The following is a 16,324-nucleotide window of genomic DNA, read 5'->3' as shown; positions in this document are numbered from 1 at the left end:
CTTGAAAACTATTTTTGTTAAGACATAGGAAATAAAAATATAAACATCGTACAGTAAAAAATGTTTGATAATGTTAGATGTACTCATGGAGCATCCTTTAAAATGCTAGCACCAGTCGTATAAAAAGCCGTTAATTCACCAGTTGCAGCAAGCGTATTAGCATAATTTGAAAGTGTTGCAGATAGTGTGGCTTGATTGTGTCGATTGTTGGCTTTAAAAGCAATCAGATAAGGTTTCGTTACATCTTTAATGGATAAAATAAGTGTATCATCTACAACAGATTGTTTGATTTCTTTGGATGTAACAACCAAATCATTGTCTTTAATTTCAAATAATTGAAAACTATCCGCATCAATTTCATTTTTAGTACCAATGTGAATCGCAATAGATGCATCCGGCATTACTTTTTCAGCATAATTGATGCGAAGATTCCAATCGACTACTTTTTCCTGTTTATTGTACATTCCCCAACCGTTTATTAATTCATTTTTAAGAGGGGTGTCTTCTTTTTTGATTTTGATTGTTAATTTTTTTGCGTGTTCTCCCATTGGAAATTCAACGGATTTTTCACTGGCTTTATTCCAAGATTCAGGAGATAGCTTAACGGTAAAATAGAAAACGCCATTCATTTTATTTTTGGTTTTTATCACGTTGTCAGGATCGGTAAATTTAATTTTTAACTGATTTGTTTCACTAAAGAGATAAATTTCGCCAATTTTTGCTCCGTCCCTTGTAAGCAAGCTGAAATTCAGGTCGTTGACAATGTACATTTCTTTTGGAATCGTATAAACTAAGTCTTCCCCTTTTTTCTGATCTGTCAGACTCCAGGTATATTGTAATTGAACCATGTCTGACAAACGATAATCTTTACTAATTTCACTATCTTTAAAGCTGATATCGTCAATAAATTTAGAAAATTGGTAGTTCTGATAATTTTTTTCAACTGCATCACGATCAATTGCCTTTACATAATGTTGAATAATCGCAAAGGATAGGATAAAACAAACACTTAACATCAATAGAATAAAACTCTTTTTTTTCATAATAAAACTCCCCCTAAGTAGTTATCAAGCCACTCGTTTTTTCTCAGTCAATAATTGCATTTTCTCATTAGGAAATTCATCCTTTTGAGGAACTGTATAACGTTTTTGTTGTTTCATGGTATTAAAATAAGCTTGTGATCGCGCAAAGAATGCCCCCATATCTGCGTTACTTGTTGTAGATACCACCGTTTTTTTTGTTGGATTAAGAAATGTTCGTTTTATAAAATTCATTAATGGGAAATAACATCCAAGAAAGAAAATGAATTTTATAATGGTGAAAATAAGGTGTAAAATAGAAACTGAAAACAATAGATCTTCCAGTTTAATCATTGGCACTTGTGTTAGATAGTTATTTTTCCCAATGAAATAGTAATTAAAAACGGCAAAGGGAGTCTGACAAAGTTTAAAAATAAGCCAATAAAGTGTAATGGAACTCACTACTTGAACTGAAAAACTAGTTATTCTGCGCAATTTCATTCTTTTTCTCCTCCTCGATCGGGACTTTCCCAAACAGCTTGACCGCCTTTTAAATGTGTCCGAATCCCATAAGGAATCGCAATCAATAATGTCAATGGATTGATAACCCAATAAAATAAAATGTACCAAATAGCAAAAAAAGAGGTTCCTAACAGTTTAAAATCATACTTTAGATTAATAAAAATAGACAAGAGATATTGAAAAATTGAGAATGCTGTAATAATTACTGTCAAAATAAGAGTAATCATTTGAATATCTCGAAAGATCAAACCTTTTGCTATAATAATAGGTAAAAGACTGTACCATAAAACGGACCAAACGATACTTGACAGTTGCTCGAGATATAATACAACTAAGCCAAAATTAAATTGATGCCCTAGAAAAATATCGGAATTTTTTAGTAGCACTTCAATCCCACCTTGAGACCAGCGAAGTCGTTGCTTAAATAAACTGTTTAATTTTTCAGGGACGAGCATCCAACAAACTGCATCTGGTTCAAATAGAATGCGCCAATGATTTCGCTGTAAACGCCAAGTAACTGAAATATCCTCGGTGATACATTCTTGATCCCACCATCCAACATCTAGGAGTGCACCTTTTCTATACATTACACAGACACCAGAAACCGTATTCAAAGTCCCAAAAATGGATTGTGCTCGTTTGATTAGCCCAATAATCGAAAGAAATTCCACTGTTTGAATTTTTGCAATAAATGTTTTTCTATTTTTTACAATGGGATTTCCAGTAACAGCACCAACATCTTGGTTGGATTTCCCTAAAAAATTGCGAATCATTGCATGAAGTGCCTTTTTATCAACTGTTGCATCTGCATCTAAACAAAGAAGAAATTCAGCTTTACTGAAAATAGCTCCTTGAATCAACGCGTGGGCTTTGCCTAAATTGGTTTCAACGTTACAAACGCGTACTTTTTGGTACTGATTCGTCAAATTTATTAAATGTTTTAATGTGTTATCTGACGAACCGTCATTAATTGTAATAATTTCGTAATTGGGGTAATCGATCGTACTTAATAACTGCTTGATTGTTTGATCAATATGTTGCTCTTCGTTGTAACAAGGAATCAAAATTGAAATAAATGGTTGTATACTAGGACTTTTTTTAAAGATAAGTTCTTTTTTGATTGAAAAAAGAAGCGAAAAAACAATCCAAATTAAACTCATAAAAATAGGATAAAAAAATAATAGGTAAATCATCAAATCACCTTTCGATAATAGCACTAAGCAAAACTGTCTAATTGACAATAAAGACAAGTACTTTTTTTTGAAACACCTATAAGTATTAATAGTTTTGAAACTTCTAGAAAATTAGTATAACACGATTTATAAAAATGTTTGTTATCTAATTTTTCCAGTTATCTGGAAAATTAAGATTGAATAAAATCGCTTTTTAGCGTGAGGGAATAAAAAATTCAGCTTGTATATAGTCCCATATTATAGAAGCATTCTTTTTTTTGCGAAAATTATGATATAATTCAAGAGAATGAAAAAAGGAGTGAATCAAGTGAAAATGAATTGGGATCAACTATTAGATGATGAACGTCGCAGAAAAACAACCGTTAATTATGCAAAATCAAAAGATGTGCGTAGTGCGTTTGAAAATGATTATCAACGTATTGTCATGAGTGCGTCCTTTAGACGTTTGCAAGATAAAACACAAGTTTTTCCGTTAGAAAAAAGTGATTTTATTCGGACTCGATTGACTCATTCAATTGAAGTGTCAACAATTGCTAAATCGATGGGAAGCATGGTGGCGTACCATTTGCTAGAAACAGGGTTAGACCCAGAACTTACCAAAGAGCATGCTGAAAAGATACCAGAAGTCTTATCTTGTGCGGGTTTACTACATGATATGGGGAATCCACCGTTTGGTCATTTTGGTGAAGAATCCATTCGTGAGTGGTTTCAATTAAATATGGACCAACTCGCTTACGGCGACCATTTTATTTCAGATATTTTAGAACCTCAAATGCAGCAGGATTTTTTCAATTTTGAAGGGAATGCGCAAGTTTTACGTGTGGTTTCTAAATTGCACTATCAATTCGATGATTATGGGATGAATTTAACCTATGCAACTTTAAATAGTATTATGAAATATCCGGTTTCATCATTAGAAATTTCTAAAAATGAAATACGAAGTAAAAAAATGGGTTATTTTTATGCAGATCAAGAACTGTTTGAAGATGTGACGAAATCAACAGGAGCAAGAAATAAAAGACATCCATTGACTTATTTGTTAGAAGTAGCAGATGATATTGCGTATTTAAATGCAGATTTAGAGGATGGTATGAAAAAAGGGATTGTAACCGTTGCTCAAATGTTAGAAGAATTTGAAGCTGTTGAAGAACCTAATCGTGTAACAGCGACGGTTCACCAAGAACTAATCAAACGAAGCGAACGCTATAAAGATCACGATGATAGTTTTACTGGGCAACAATGGATTGCATCAAGTTTAAGAGGTCAATTGATTAACCGTTCGTTGGAAGTTTTCTACGACCATTATTTTGAAATTATGGAAGGAACGTTTAATGATTCGTTGATTGATGCGTCTGAAGCGAAACAACTTGTTCAAATTTTACAACAGTTATCAAGAAAATATCTTTATCAAGATAAAGGTGTACTAGAAACAGAATTAGCTGGAAGTGAAATTATTAGCTCATTATTAGATATGTTCGTTCCAGCAGCCATATATTACGATAGTCAAAATAGTCATCTTGAAACGATGAAAAGCAAACGTTTAATGGCATTGGTTTCAGACAACTATATTGGTTGCTACTATAAAAATGCAGAGGGACAAGACGATACGACGAAACTGTATTTGCGTCTGTTATTGATTACTGATTTTATTTGCGGAATGACCGATAGCTATGCAAAAGATTTGTATCAAAAATTGCATGGCTTAAACTAGTTTAAGCGCTTCAATCAACTTGTGTTGATTGAAGTTTTTTTATTTTTCCTAAGTAAGAAGGATTATCAGAAAAAGAAAAATTTTCCTTTTTTATTGAAACAACAAAATTAGAATGTTTTAATAAAAGAAAGTAAAAAAACTGATGGATGGGAATGATAAAAAATGAAAAAATGGCTGATTGTATTTGCAAGTATTCTTTTTTTTGCAGTATCTGAAACGGCGTTTTCTGCAACCCTTCCAAGTAAATCTGAAATCGAAGAAATGAGTGACAAGCAACAAGTGGTAGCACAATATACATATGAATCCTATCAAGTGGAAACAAGGAAATTTTATCAACACCTAATCGTGATTGTCTTTGCTCTAGTTGCGTTGTGTAGTTTCATTGTATATTTAATGATTGAATAGAACTGATCTAGAGTGACTAAAGTGAATAGCAAGTGTGTCTATAAAGTCTTAGTGCCGAAGTACTGTGAATCGGTAAAAAGGAGCTTTATTTTTTTTGTCAAAAATCACCAAATATTTAAAATTCAAGTTAGGCAATACGTGTTATATTATGGTTTCAAAGTACTTTAATATATAAAAAAGGGGAGAATACAATTGAAAAAGATTCGTTTGAGAAAAGGATTTACAAAACTAGCATTGATTGCAATGCTAGCAACAACTGCAAGTGCAGTATTAGCACAACAAGGAGCACAAGCAGAGGGTGTAGCAACTGAAGAAGTGGTTAAAGTTGAAGGCGCAACAGTGGTAACCAATTTTGCTGAACTAAAAGCAGCTTTAAAAGACGCTTCAGTTACAGCAATTGAAGTTGCCGATAATATTGAATTTACAGGAGCGATTACGGGTGTTCCAATGCGTGATGTTCATATGTACTCAAATCCAGGGGTGACTATCAACTTAAACAAGTATTACATTTCAGCAGCAATTTCTTCAAAAAATTCAGCAACATTTACGTTAACAGGAGCAGATGTTAGTGTAACAAAACGCTCACTAGGAACATTCTTTAAAGGGTGTCTTGGTTGGGATTTCGTGTCAAAAGACAATGTTTTTAATGGAGAAACATTTGTTCAATTAGACAAAGGAACCTTGACATTTGAAGGGGAAAATACATTTGATACAGAAGATGAAATTGGTTGGGTAAAAAATGTAGTTTTTGCTGAAAACTCTAAAGTAACAGGCGTAGCATCAAACAGTGTTCATGATCGTGCTGCCTTCAAATTTAAAGTCGCAGATGGACAAGCAATTGTAAAAAATGGTGCAGTTGTTGATTTAGAAGTAAAAAATAAACTTCACCCTGTATTTGGCGGTTACATCAATAAAATAATGGTTGAAGACAATGCTTCAGTTAAAATTGTAGCAGAAGGTCCTGTAGCAACAATGACAAAATCTCTTAAAGGCGAAGTAGCAGAAATTAATGCAGGTTCAAAAGCAGTTGTCGATTTCCAATCAACAAGTGCTACAAAACAAACGTTGACGTTACCAAAAGGTGGATCACAAGTGAATCTTTCTCGAGGTGCAACATTTAATGTTGTAGGTGCAGCGAAAACAGGTGTCATTTCAAGTGCAGCGGATACAGCGTTCAACATAGATCGTTCTAAATCAGTTGTGATTGAAAATACCAATCTTGCAGCGCCGTTGTTTACAAAAACATCATTGAAAACAACTGTAGCAATTGAAAAACCAAGTAGAGTACGTGTTTATGACCGTCAAGGTGCCGTGCAAACGACTTGGAATATCAAAGGTTCATCTATTGTTGTTAATAAAGGCGCAACGGCTTCTGTAGATTCAAACAATGCTGATTTTGTTGCAAACTTAAAAATGCAAGATTACAGTAAATTTGAATTATTATCAGCAACAAACTAATTAAAACAGGAATAGAATGAATGCTGAGAAGCTAACGAAAAAGCTATTAAACAAAGAAAAATTCCTTTTTCTTATGTTTAATAGCTTTTTTCACTTTTCTTGAATCGCAAAATAGTTTCCTTCGTTATCAGAAAAATTAAACACGCGACGACCAGGCATCGTAACCAAATCGCCCACCGTAACACCCTTTTCTTTAAAAATCCGATAGGTTTCATCAAGATTAGCTGAATCAAATAATAGAGAGGGAGTAGCTAAGTTTAGTTCAGGTTGCATTTTTGCAATCATAGCCTTATTGTGTAGCACTATGCTTGTGGTAGCTTCTTTTGTAGGTGCAATTTCAATCCAATAAAAGCCATTATCTACTTGTTCTTCGGCCAAGATAACAAATCCAATTTTTTCTATCCAAAATTGGGCAACGGCTTTTTGATCTTCAACGTAAAGCATGATTTGTCCGAGAGTTGTAATCATAGTGAACCTCCTAAGTCTTTTTTTTGTTGCGCTTTGTCTTGATACAAGTCTTTATCTGCGGAAATATACAACAGACCGCTATTGCTTTCAACATCAGATATCCCGATTCCAACAGAAGTAGATAGGGGAATTAATTCGTAAGCTTCTTCAATATAGGGATTTTCCCTGATTAAAGACTTGATGAGGGAACGAAAATCTTCAATTGAAGCATGAAGGTCACGTTTAGGAAGCAAAATTGCAAACTCATCGCCACCTAGTCGGTAAATTCGACCATGGATTTGTGGATGCTCGTTTAAAATTGCTGAAAAATGGATTAAAACCGCATCCCCAATCGCATGTCCATAAAAATCGTTGATTTTTTTAAAGTTGTTAATATCTAAAAGAAATAAAAGGATTGATTCTTGGTCAGCTAAATCTTTTTTTAATTGATTATCAAAAGAAAATCGATTTGGAATTTTAGTTAGATAGTCCATAGTAGAAGCTTTTTCTAACTTTTGATAGGATACTTTTCGATCCTCCATATCTTTTAAAAATTGATTGTTTAGAATAACTCCGACGGTGTTATAGCTAACCGAAGCAAAAATAAGCAACCAATTAGGTAAAGAATTTCCTGAGTAAGAAAGAAAATTTAAAATAACAGGAACTTGAATAGTAGCAAAAATTAAGAAGAGTCGTTTCGCTGGAGGATACTCTTTAAAGAGCTTGCTAATAAAAATCTGACTAATGCCAATGAAGAGATACAAAATAAAAAAACGAAGCCCCTTATCAGAAAAATCATAAAAATAACGACCTGATCCAATAATGACACTCGCTACAAAAGGAGAAACTCCTCCTACCCAAAAGCTAGATATTACAATTGGAACTAAACGTAAGTCAATCATAAATTCATTATTATAGAAGATTGAAAAAATTAACAATAGAATTCCGGTAATACCGCTATAGATTCCAAATCTAAATTTCTTGAAAAAATTGAGTTCAGAATTAACGCTTTTTTTAGTTAACTTTGAAAAAAGATAAGAAGCAGTTATTAAGATTGAAAAGTCTGAGATGATAACTTTAAAAATAGTAAACATTTAATTGACTCCTCATATAATAATTAAACTAATCATACAATAAAACTGCTTCATTTTAAAGTGGGTTGCCTAGTATTTTAGTGAATCATGGGACTAGTTAGTTAGCTGAGAGTGTTGCTAAAGCAATTAAAAACTGTTCCTTGAAATTGGCTGCATCTTCTTTTGTAAAAGGTTTCGGACCTTTTGTTCGTTTACCACTTTTACGAACCATCGCGCTGAGATAACGAGATTGCAATAATTGATCGATGTTTTCCATAGTATATTGAAAACCCGTATGGTGGAGCACGATACATCCTTTGGCCAACGCTAATGAAGCTAAGCCATAGTCTTGCGTAATGAGTAAATCGCCTTTTTTAGCTAGTTGCATAATTCGGTAATCCGCCGCTTCGGCTCCGTTATCTACATAAATTGTATGAACATTAGGTGGATGTTGAAGGGTTGAAAAATGTGAGATACTCGTGACGATTGTAATTTTAAACTGTTGCTTCGTTCCTTCATCAATAATAATTGATTTAACAGGGCAAGCATCAGCATCGATAAAAATAGTCACAGTGAATCCCTCCTTCCATTTCGTTTCCTTCTATTATAACTGAAAAAAAAGAGAGGGGCTATTTATTCTAAGTTACACAAAAATATCTGACAAATTTGTTGGATTTTTCATCCTAAACGTTAATCGAACAGTAGAAAACGCTTTTTTAAACGAAATTTGTGTAACATAAACGTAATATTAGATAGTATTTTCATAAGTAAAACGAGATTCTCATTTTTATTTTTAAATAAGTCTCTTTTTTTCATCAAAATATTACATGAAAAAAAAGGTTTAGTTAAAAAACGAATGAAATGTTATAAAATAAAACTAAAAGAGAGATTGCTTTAATAAAGGGGTTTAAGTCGGTTTGTATGCAAAAAATATGAATATATAAATTATCAGAATATTCAGTTTAATAACGATTATGTTTGGAAATTCCTCTTTTCATCAACTGTCGTCATAGAGTTGTAATAGATTGTTAACCTTAAGCCCCAAGGAATACGTTAATCTTATTGGAGTCGAGCAACGCAAATGTTTCTCGAAAAAATAACAACACTAGAAACTAGATAATAGATGGAGGAATTTATTCAATGAATTTCAAGAAAACAGTAGTAACGACGGTAGCAGCATTAAGCTTAGCAGTAACAGGTTTATATGTAACGGCAGATCAAGCGGACGCAGCAGAACTTCCTAATGGCAACTGGCAAATCGAAAAGAATGATACTTTATCTCATGTTAGCGAAAAAACAGGAGTATCTGTTCAAACTTTAATCACTAATAACAACAACATTAACCCATTAACCTTACAAATTGGTTCTGAATTAATCATAAACGGTGGAAGCCTTACTTCAGCACCTGTAGTTGCAACTCCTTCAGTAGAAGCGGCAGCTCCAGCGGCAACTGTAGCACAAGCACCAGTAACAACTGGCGTAGCGGCAGGAACATTTAATGCAAGTTATTATACTGCATTTGATGGTTCACAATCAGGCGTTACGGCGAATGGTACGGATGTACGCGGTGGACAAACAACAACTGCTGATGGTTACCGTATTATCGCAGCTGACCCAAGCGTATTACCGTTAAACACAATCGTATCAATTACAACAAGCAATGGCGAAAGCTTTATGGCTAAAGTATGTGATACAGGTGGCGCTATCAAAGGAAATAAAATTGATATTTTAGTTGGCTCACCATCTGAAGCGTTAAGCTTAGGACGTTCAGTAGCAACGATTTCAATCGTAAAATAATTCAATTGAAAAAGCCTGTTAGAATTATAAATTCTAACAGGCTTTTTTTTGATAAATTAAAACCATATCAATTTGTCTTTCCCAGTTCGTTTAGCTTCATAAAGAGCCTTGTCTGCACGAACGTAAAGAATATCACTGTTTTCATAGGAATCAATATCAGACAGATGATTAAATTCTGTCATGCCAATTGAAACTGTAATCGGAAGTGGGTGTCCATTTTCAACGAAAGGATGAGAAATTAATTGCTGACGAAATTCTGCTAAGATTTGAGTGGTTTCTTTTTTTGAAAGGCTCGTTAAAATCGCAAATTCTTCGCCCCCGATGCGATAAATGTAAATATCTTTTCTTTCAGTGAATTCATGCATCTGATTTGCTAAATACTTCAGTACTGAATCACCAGTTTGATGTCCATAGGTATCATTGATCATTTTAAAGTTATCAATATCGAGAATGCCAAGTGCAAAAGCTTGCTTTGACTTTTTACTTAAAATATAAGTATCGCTTAAATCTGCACTAAAAATACGACGATTGTAAAGGCCAGTTAAATGATCTGTCGAAGCTCGTGCTTTATAATGATTCATAGTATTAGTAACGGAAACAGCCATATTGATAATGACATAAGTGATAAGGAAAATGCTACTGAAAATTAGGAAATAGAAAAAGAGGTTAAGTAGTTTTTGAGGTTGCAAGAGAGGGGCATAGACAAAAGAAAAAATGAAGATTCGTAAAATAATGAAAAAACTTAAAAAGACAATAAGTGATTTTTTCCAGGAATAATGCTGCTTTTTAGCTAAAATACAAACGGCGAGCAATAAAAACGTTAGTAAAATGTTATTTAGATAGAAAGATAAACCACCGGTACCACTTAAAAGGTACTGTAGGGTTTTTCCAAAGACAACCACACAGGTTGTGATTTCTCCCAGCTGAATACTACCATACATAACAGAGAAAAAAATAAATACATAACGCATATCCACTTTAAAGCTATTAAAAATCACAATCTCATTATTTGATAGAATTAAACTGGATAGCCCAATAAAAAAGCCAAATAAAAAAATAACCCAGAAAGGCGTATTGGTGAGGTCAATTTGATTGAAGATGCGACTATTTCCAGAAAACTTTAATGCTACGAAATAACAAGTTAAAACGGTGCTGACAATTAGTGCCAAATTAATAATAATTTGATTGCCGATGAGCAACATAACAGTTCCACCTCTAAATAATTAATTTAATTAAAAATACACTCTAAGGATTTGAGTATACCATAGATAGAGGGGTAAAACTTAATTGGAAATGTAAAAATAAAATAAAAAAGGAAAAACGGACTTAAACTAAGAATGAATTTAAATTTTATTTACAGGAACTTATATAGTACAATAGAGCTACAGATAATTTTATGGAGGTGTGGGGTTTTATACCCAATATGATATTAACAATTCGATTTTTAGGTATTGTGCTGTTGATTGCAGCAACTGCAATTTTTGTGGCAGCAGAGTTTGCTTTGGTAAAGATGAGAGCTAGTCGTTTGGATCAAATGGTAACGGATGGTGTTAAAAATGCCCCGTTAGCAAAAAAAGTACACAGTCATTTAGATGCGTATTTGTCTGCTTGTCAATTAGGAATCACATTAACTTCTTTGGCATTAGGTTGGATTGGGGAGTCAACGGTTGAAGCTGCGATTCATCCCATTTTCGTATACTTAAATGTTCCAGGTGCGGTTACGAAAGTCGTAGCTTTTGCTATCTCATTTTCAATTATTACATTTTTACATGTAGTGGTAGGAGAATTAGTGCCAAAATCATTTGCTATTTCAAAAACCGAGCAAGTCGTCTTGTTCGTTGTTCGTCCGTTGCATTTTTTCTATAAATTGATGTATCCATTTATTTGGGGATTAAATCATTCAGCGGGAGCCGTATCAAGAATGTTAGGGTTTGAATTTACTGGTGAAGGCGATGAATCTCACAGTGAGGAAGAATTACGCTTAATCGCATCAGAAAGTTACAAACATGGCGATATTAATCAATCTGAACTGAACTATTTAAACCGTGTTTTTGATTTTGACAATCGTTTAGCTAATGAGGTCATGATTACTAGACAAGAAATGGTTGTAATGAATTGTGAAATGACGATTGAAGAAGCGGCAGAATTTTCATTAAAAGAGCAGTATACGCGTTACCCTGTAATTAAGGATTCAAAAGATGATATTGTAGGTGTCTTAAATACAAGAGATTTATTCCATGCGTATGTAAAACAAAATCTCAAACCTACTGATACGATTGAAAGTCTGATTCAACCGATTATTCAAGTGATGGAGACTGTTCCAATCAGTGATTTGCTTGAAAAAATGAAAAAAGAACATCGTCACTTAGCGATTTTACTTGATGAATACGGTGGAACAGAAGGTCTTGTGACTGCCGAGGATATTTTAGAAGAATTAGTTGGCGAAATTCGAGATGAATTTGATATTGATGAAATTCCAGATATTCAAAAAATAACTGCTTCTCATTATATTGTGGCTGGAAAAGTGTTGCTTGAAACGATTGAAAAAATCACAAAAGTAAAAATAGATGATGAAAGTTCCGTTAACACAATTGGAGGCTGGATTTTAAGTCAAAAGTACGATGTTGAGATAGGTGATGAATTTACTTATCAAGGATTGCATTTTAAAGTAGTGGAATTAGAAAATCATACCGTTAAAACCATTGAGTTACAATTTGATGAACTTGAGAAATAAGTAGTAGTTTTAAATGAGTAGGATTCCTTCATTAGGAGTTCTACTTATTTTAATTGTCACAGAACCGACAAAAAATAGGCAGTTTTTAATTAGAAGAGTTGGCAGAAAATGAATCCTGTGGTAGGCTTTTAGAGGATAAGAAAACTTTGTGAATTTTTAAGAATGTTTAGACAAGGTGTTTGCTCAATAAATAGCGAGTATATCAGTTCTTGATAAAGGTTTTTAAATTCGTGAAATAAACAATTTAATAAGGCTTCTCAGGAAGAAAGAGTTAAATTGAAGGAGGAAGAAAAATGATCGAACTGATTGCAACAGTGGAATCAATCCAGCAAGCAAGGGGATTAATAGCGGCAGGAATCAACACGTTATATGTAGGAGAGGATTTTTACGGATTACGTTTGCCGACCTCATTTAAAAAAGAAGAGTTAAGCGAGATAGTTCAGTTAGCTCACAAGGGAAATACGGAAGTTTGTGTAGCAGTGAACGCGATTATGCACAATGATCGCATTGATTTTGTGCCAGATTATTTAAGCTTTTTAGCGGATATCGGGGTAGACCGTATTGCAGTAGGCGATCCTGGGATTATTCATATTTTAAAAACAAAAGACATTAAGTTGCCATATGTGTATGATGCCCAAATCTTAGTAACGAGTGCCAAACAAATTAATTTTTGGGTGAAACGGGGCGCGGTTGGCGCAGTTTTGGCAAGAGAAGTTACCTATGAGGAATTGAAAATAATTGCTCCACAAGTAACGGTACCGACTGAGATGCTTGTTTATGGCGCGACGTGTATTCATCAATCTAAACGACCATTAGTAGAAAACTACTTTAATTTTATAAAAAAAGACGAAGATACGTCAAAAGAACGTGGTTTGTTTATTTCAGAACCTAAAAAAACAGATACCCACTATTCTATTTATGAAGATATAAATGGAACCCATATTTTTGCTACAAATGATATTAATTTACTGCCTGAATTGGATAAACTAGTTGATATCGGGATGACTCAATGGAAGCTTGACGGTATTTTTACTAAAGGTGAAGCTTTTGTTGAAATTGCTAAAATTTTTGTGAAGGCAAAAGAGGCTTTTGAAAAAGGGCAGTGGACACCTGAATTAATGGAAGAATTAAATCAGCAACTTCTTGCACACCATCCAGTAGACCGAGAATTAGATGAAGGATTTTTTGTAAAAGATCCTAATGAAGTGAAATAATAAGGAGTTAATGAAAATGAGAATAATTGAAAAGAAACCTGAAGTTCTTGCCCCCGCGGGTACACTTGAAAAGTTAAAAACAGCGATTTATTATGGAGCAGATGCCGTTTATATTGGTGGAGATGCTTATGGATTGAGAAGTCGAGCAGGTAATTTTACCTTTGATGAGATGCGTGAAGGGGTTGAATTTGCCAAAAAATACAAGGCAAAAGTATATGTTGCAGCGAATATGGTGACACATGAAGGCGATGAGAAAGGTGCTGGAGAGTTTTTTAGAACGTTACGAGACATTGGCATTAGTGCAGTGATTGTTTCAGATCCAGCGTTGATTGAAATTTGTGCGACAGAAGCGCCTGGTTTGCCGATTCATTTATCTACTCAAGCTTCTGCAACGAACTACCAAACGTTAGAATTTTGGCGTGAAGAAGGTCTAGAACGTGTAGTTTTAGCTCGTGAAGTTGGTATGGAGGAAGTAAAAGAAATTCGTTCAAAAACGAAGGTTGAGATTGAAGCGTTTATCCACGGTGCGATGTGTATTTCGTATTCTGGACGATGCGTGTTATCAAATCACATGTCACAACGAGATGCCAATCGCGGAGGATGTTCGCAATCTTGTCGCTGGAAATATGATTTATTTGATATGCCGATTTCAGGTGAGCGTGAATCGTTGGTAGGTGGACAACCTTTAGAAGAGTTTTCAATGAGTGCAGTGGATATGTCAATGATTCATCATATTCCTGAATTAGTAGAAAATGGCGTAGATAGTTTGAAAATTGAAGGACGGATGAAATCAATTCACTATGTTTCGACCGTCTCTAATGTTTACCGTCAAGCGATTGATACGTATTGCGCGGACCCAGATAACTATGTCTTCAAGCAAGAGTGGGAAGATGAATTATGGAAAGTCGCGCAAAGAGAATTATCGACTGGTTTTTATTACGGTGTTCCAACCGAAGAGGAGCAACTATTTGGCAAACGTCGTAAAATTCCAGCTTATGGGTTTATTGGACAAGTCTTAGCCTATGATCCTGAAACTAAAATTGCGACCATTCAACAACGGAATAACTTTGGGGTTGGGGACGACGTTGAATTCTACGGTCCTGGTTTTACTCATAGTCATCAAAAAATTGAGGTTTTATGGAATGAAGACGATGAAGCGATTGATCGCGCACCGAATGCGATGATGATTGTGAAAACGAAAGTGACAACGCCTGTTAAAAGATATGATATGATTCGCAAACAACGCTAAACAAAATGTTATTTAAGCGTTAATTTAATAAAAAAAGCATTCATTTTTTAAATGAATGCTTTTTTTTGCGATTAATCGTCATTTTCAAATTCAAGCTGAGTGCCATCTTGTAAAGTAAGCTCAATTTGATAGTTGGTGTAGTCAGGTAATTGATAGGCAGTTTGAATCGTCTTAAGAAGCGAGTCTGCTGTTGCGGTAGAAAAGTCAGTTGATTGGAAAAGATCTTCGATTTTATTTTGAGCTCTTATCCCTTTAGCTTTTTCATGATTTTGCTGTATTTTAGCTTTCACTTCATTGTTTTGAACTTGATACCTCAGTTTTAACTTTTGGTGATGGGATCGGTAGTCGATTTTCATTTTTTGAACGGCTAGAAGTGTCGCTTTTTGTGTGGTGTCCTCAAGTTTTTCTGAATAGTTGCTACTATCGTTTGATTCTATAGAAGCTTCATTGGTGGTGGTCGAGGTTATTTCAATAGGTTGTGCTCGTTCTTCTTTAAAGACAGAAAGTTCTTGTTGACCATAGATTATTAAAACGAGAATCCAAGCGGGCCATAATTTATTTCTCATCATGCAAACTCCTTTAAAAATAGGTTGTTCTTTAATTAAACCATAGACTATTGTAAAAGAAAAGTCCGTCTTTCCCATTTAATTAGAAAGACGGACTTTTTTGTTTTAAAAATTAAATTGAACTTCAACGCCGAAGTGGTCAGACACTACAGGTTGGTTGATTCCGTTAAAAATAACCAAGGAAGAGCTAATTTCGATAGGTTGATTTGTAAATATATAATCAATTCGTAAGGCATCAGTGGCACTTTTCCAACCATCAATTGCCGCTGGAACCGTTATTCCGCTATCTTTTTCCTTAGCTTGTTGAAAAGTGTCAAGCCAATTTTCACGTAAAATTAAGTCATAGCCTTCATTTTTGACTGTAGCAGGACTATTAAAATCTCCCATTAAGAAAGTTCGTGTGTTAGGCTCGGGCATGGCTGTTAACAAAGTAGCCCATTGTTCTTTGAAAGGATTTTCGTTGTCACTCCACCAGCCAAAGTGAACGCTATAAAACCAAGCCGTTTGATTGTTTAAAGTTGTTTTGATGCCAATAACTTTTCTAGTTTGATAGTTTGTATAATCCGTTTCGTTAGAAATAGTAAAAGAAGTAGTGTCTTCAATTGGTGTTAAGCTTAGTAAGGCAACCCCTTCATCAAATCGATCATACCCAATATGATTGGCTACCCAAGTCCAATCATATTGGAGCCCTTTTTTAGCTAATTGTTCTTGTAGTACGGCAGCAAAATTGTCCTGACGGAGTGTTTTTTGGTTATCGACTTGATGAAAACGACTCTTTTTTTCAAGGGGAAGAGCGTTAATTGATTGGTTTACTTCCTGCAAGGCAATAATGTCATATTTTTTCTGAATTAACGTTTCAACAAGTAGCTCTAATTTTTCAAGAGTACATTCTTCTAACCAGCTGTGTGTATTCAGTGTTAACAATTTCATCATTAT

At 34.2% G+C, this 16,324-nt stretch carries 16 protein-coding genes; 7 read left to right on the top strand and 9 right to left on the bottom strand.

Annotation, left to right across the window (positions count from 1 at the left end; translation table 11 throughout):
- Positions 1–83 precede the first annotated feature (83 nt).
- Genes CDIMF43_RS01280 through pgaC form a run of 3 tightly spaced genes read right to left on the bottom strand, consistent with a single transcriptional unit; the run spans position 84 to position 2,734 of the window.
- Positions 84–1,043: a collagen binding domain-containing protein gene (locus CDIMF43_RS01280; protein WP_109840981.1), complete on the bottom strand. Its 960-nt coding sequence runs from the start codon at positions 1,041–1,043 to the stop codon at positions 84–86.
- 24 nt (positions 1,044–1,067) lie between these two features.
- Positions 1,068–1,520: a hypothetical protein gene (locus CDIMF43_RS01275; protein WP_109840980.1), complete on the bottom strand. Its 453-nt coding sequence runs from the start codon at positions 1,518–1,520 to the stop codon at positions 1,068–1,070.
- Entirely contained in the window at positions 1,517–2,734 is a 1,218-nt protein-coding gene (gene pgaC / locus CDIMF43_RS01270; RefSeq protein ID WP_074403535.1) for a poly-beta-1,6-N-acetyl-D-glucosamine synthase, read from the bottom strand. The genes CDIMF43_RS01275 and pgaC overlap by 4 nt, the downstream gene beginning before the upstream one ends.
- A gap of 313 nt (positions 2,735–3,047) precedes the next feature.
- Between pgaC and CDIMF43_RS01265 the strand changes: the two genes are divergently transcribed.
- From CDIMF43_RS01265 to CDIMF43_RS01255, 3 genes are all read left to right on the top strand, one after another.
- On the top strand, positions 3,048–4,445 hold the full coding sequence (locus tag CDIMF43_RS01265; protein WP_074403563.1) for a deoxyguanosinetriphosphate triphosphohydrolase: 1,398 nt from the start codon (positions 3,048–3,050) through the stop codon (positions 4,443–4,445).
- Positions 4,446–4,607: 162 nt separating this feature from the next.
- Entirely contained in the window at positions 4,608–4,850 is a 243-nt protein-coding gene (locus CDIMF43_RS01260; protein WP_109840979.1) for a hypothetical protein, read from the top strand.
- 192 nt (positions 4,851–5,042) lie between these two features.
- Positions 5,043–6,308 carry a pectate lyase-like adhesive domain-containing protein gene (locus tag CDIMF43_RS01255; protein ID WP_109840978.1) on the top strand — a complete coding sequence of 422 codons (1,266 nt, stop codon included), beginning with the start codon at positions 5,043–5,045 and terminating at the stop codon, positions 6,306–6,308.
- Between the two features lie 90 nt (positions 6,309–6,398).
- Here CDIMF43_RS01255 and CDIMF43_RS01250 read toward each other — a convergent pair whose 3' ends face one another.
- The 3 genes from CDIMF43_RS01250 to CDIMF43_RS01240 all read right to left on the bottom strand — a co-directional run bounded on the left by CDIMF43_RS01250 (position 6,399) and on the right by CDIMF43_RS01240 (position 8,399).
- On the bottom strand, positions 6,399–6,776 hold the full coding sequence (locus CDIMF43_RS01250) for a VOC family protein (protein ID WP_109840977.1): 378 nt from the start codon (positions 6,774–6,776) through the stop codon (positions 6,399–6,401).
- Positions 6,773–7,849 (bottom strand): GGDEF domain-containing protein, encoded by a 1,077-nt coding sequence (locus tag CDIMF43_RS01245; protein ID WP_109840976.1) that lies wholly within the window; start codon positions 7,847–7,849, stop codon positions 6,773–6,775. The genes CDIMF43_RS01250 and CDIMF43_RS01245 overlap by 4 nt, the downstream gene beginning before the upstream one ends.
- 97 nt (positions 7,850–7,946) lie before the next feature.
- A complete protein-coding gene (locus CDIMF43_RS01240; RefSeq protein WP_074403530.1) occupies positions 7,947–8,399 on the bottom strand; it encodes a YaiI/YqxD family protein in 453 nt (150 codons plus the stop codon).
- Positions 8,400–8,968: 569 nt separating this feature from the next.
- Here CDIMF43_RS01240 and CDIMF43_RS01235 point away from each other — a divergent pair.
- Positions 8,969–9,625: a 3D domain-containing protein gene (locus CDIMF43_RS01235; protein WP_109840975.1), complete on the top strand. Its 657-nt coding sequence runs from the start codon at positions 8,969–8,971 to the stop codon at positions 9,623–9,625.
- 56 nt (positions 9,626–9,681) lie between these two features.
- On the opposite strand, the gene CDIMF43_RS01230 is transcribed toward CDIMF43_RS01235, so the two are convergent.
- Positions 9,682–10,827: a GGDEF domain-containing protein gene (locus tag CDIMF43_RS01230; protein ID WP_074403528.1), complete on the bottom strand. Its 1,146-nt coding sequence runs from the start codon at positions 10,825–10,827 to the stop codon at positions 9,682–9,684.
- A 221-nt stretch (positions 10,828–11,048) separates the two neighbouring features.
- Between CDIMF43_RS01230 and CDIMF43_RS01225 the strand changes: the two genes are divergently transcribed.
- From CDIMF43_RS01225 to CDIMF43_RS01215, 3 genes are all read left to right on the top strand, one after another.
- Positions 11,049–12,359: a hemolysin family protein gene (locus tag CDIMF43_RS01225; RefSeq protein ID WP_109840974.1), complete on the top strand. Its 1,311-nt coding sequence runs from the start codon at positions 11,049–11,051 to the stop codon at positions 12,357–12,359.
- 293 nt (positions 12,360–12,652) lie between these two features.
- Positions 12,653–13,573: a peptidase U32 family protein gene (locus tag CDIMF43_RS01220; RefSeq protein WP_109840973.1), complete on the top strand. Its 921-nt coding sequence runs from the start codon at positions 12,653–12,655 to the stop codon at positions 13,571–13,573.
- Between the two features lie 16 nt (positions 13,574–13,589).
- Positions 13,590–14,822 carry a peptidase U32 family protein gene (locus CDIMF43_RS01215; protein WP_109840972.1) on the top strand — a complete coding sequence of 411 codons (1,233 nt, stop codon included), beginning with the start codon at positions 13,590–13,592 and terminating at the stop codon, positions 14,820–14,822.
- A gap of 71 nt (positions 14,823–14,893) precedes the next feature.
- On the opposite strand, the gene CDIMF43_RS01210 is transcribed toward CDIMF43_RS01215, so the two are convergent.
- Together CDIMF43_RS01210 and CDIMF43_RS01205 are read right to left on the bottom strand one after the other, a co-directional pair.
- The gene (locus tag CDIMF43_RS01210) at positions 14,894–15,388 is read right to left on the bottom strand and encodes a YusW family protein (RefSeq protein WP_162532893.1); all 495 of its coding nucleotides are present in this window, start codon (positions 15,386–15,388) and stop codon (positions 14,894–14,896) included.
- 105 nt (positions 15,389–15,493) lie between these two features.
- On the bottom strand, positions 15,494–16,321 hold the full coding sequence (locus tag CDIMF43_RS01205) for an endonuclease/exonuclease/phosphatase family protein (RefSeq protein WP_109840970.1): 828 nt from the start codon (positions 16,319–16,321) through the stop codon (positions 15,494–15,496).
- Positions 16,322–16,324 lie beyond the last annotated feature (3 nt).

Source organism: Carnobacterium divergens, from assembly GCF_900258435.1.
Taxonomy (GTDB): domain Bacteria; phylum Bacillota; class Bacilli; order Lactobacillales; family Carnobacteriaceae; genus Carnobacterium; species Carnobacterium divergens_A.
Note: the sequence above shows the minus strand (reverse complement) of the source record. Positions and strands in the feature narration are given on the sequence as shown.

Excerpts from the sequence above, each read along its gene's own strand:
- CDIMF43_RS01225 (WP_109840974.1), top strand. The coding sequence starts at position 11,049 with ATGATATTAACAATTCGATTTTTAGGTATTGTGCTGTTGATTGCAGCA.
- CDIMF43_RS01280 (WP_109840981.1), bottom strand. The coding sequence starts at position 1,043 with ATGAAAAAAAAGAGTTTTATTCTATTGATGTTAAGTGTTTGTTTTATC.
- CDIMF43_RS01235 (WP_109840975.1), top strand. The coding sequence starts at position 8,969 with ATGAATTTCAAGAAAACAGTAGTAACGACGGTAGCAGCATTAAGCTTA.
- CDIMF43_RS01275 (WP_109840980.1), bottom strand. The coding sequence starts at position 1,520 with ATGAAATTGCGCAGAATAACTAGTTTTTCAGTTCAAGTAGTGAGTTCC.
- CDIMF43_RS01265 (WP_074403563.1), top strand. The coding sequence starts at position 3,048 with ATGAATTGGGATCAACTATTAGATGATGAACGTCGCAGAAAAACAACC.
- CDIMF43_RS01215 (WP_109840972.1), top strand. The coding sequence starts at position 13,590 with ATGAGAATAATTGAAAAGAAACCTGAAGTTCTTGCCCCCGCGGGTACA.
- pgaC (WP_074403535.1), bottom strand. The coding sequence starts at position 2,734 with ATGATTTACCTATTATTTTTTTATCCTATTTTTATGAGTTTAATTTGG.
- CDIMF43_RS01205 (WP_109840970.1), bottom strand. The coding sequence starts at position 16,321 with ATGATGAAATTGTTAACACTGAATACACACAGCTGGTTAGAAGAATGT.
- CDIMF43_RS01250 (WP_109840977.1), bottom strand. The coding sequence starts at position 6,776 with ATGATTACAACTCTCGGACAAATCATGCTTTACGTTGAAGATCAAAAA.
- CDIMF43_RS01220 (WP_109840973.1), top strand. The coding sequence starts at position 12,653 with ATGATCGAACTGATTGCAACAGTGGAATCAATCCAGCAAGCAAGGGGA.
- CDIMF43_RS01210 (WP_162532893.1), bottom strand. The coding sequence starts at position 15,388 with ATGAGAAATAAATTATGGCCCGCTTGGATTCTCGTTTTAATAATCTAT.
- CDIMF43_RS01245 (WP_109840976.1), bottom strand. The coding sequence starts at position 7,849 with ATGTTTACTATTTTTAAAGTTATCATCTCAGACTTTTCAATCTTAATA.
- CDIMF43_RS01230 (WP_074403528.1), bottom strand. The coding sequence starts at position 10,827 with ATGTTGCTCATCGGCAATCAAATTATTATTAATTTGGCACTAATTGTC.
- CDIMF43_RS01260 (WP_109840979.1), top strand. The coding sequence starts at position 4,608 with ATGAAAAAATGGCTGATTGTATTTGCAAGTATTCTTTTTTTTGCAGTA.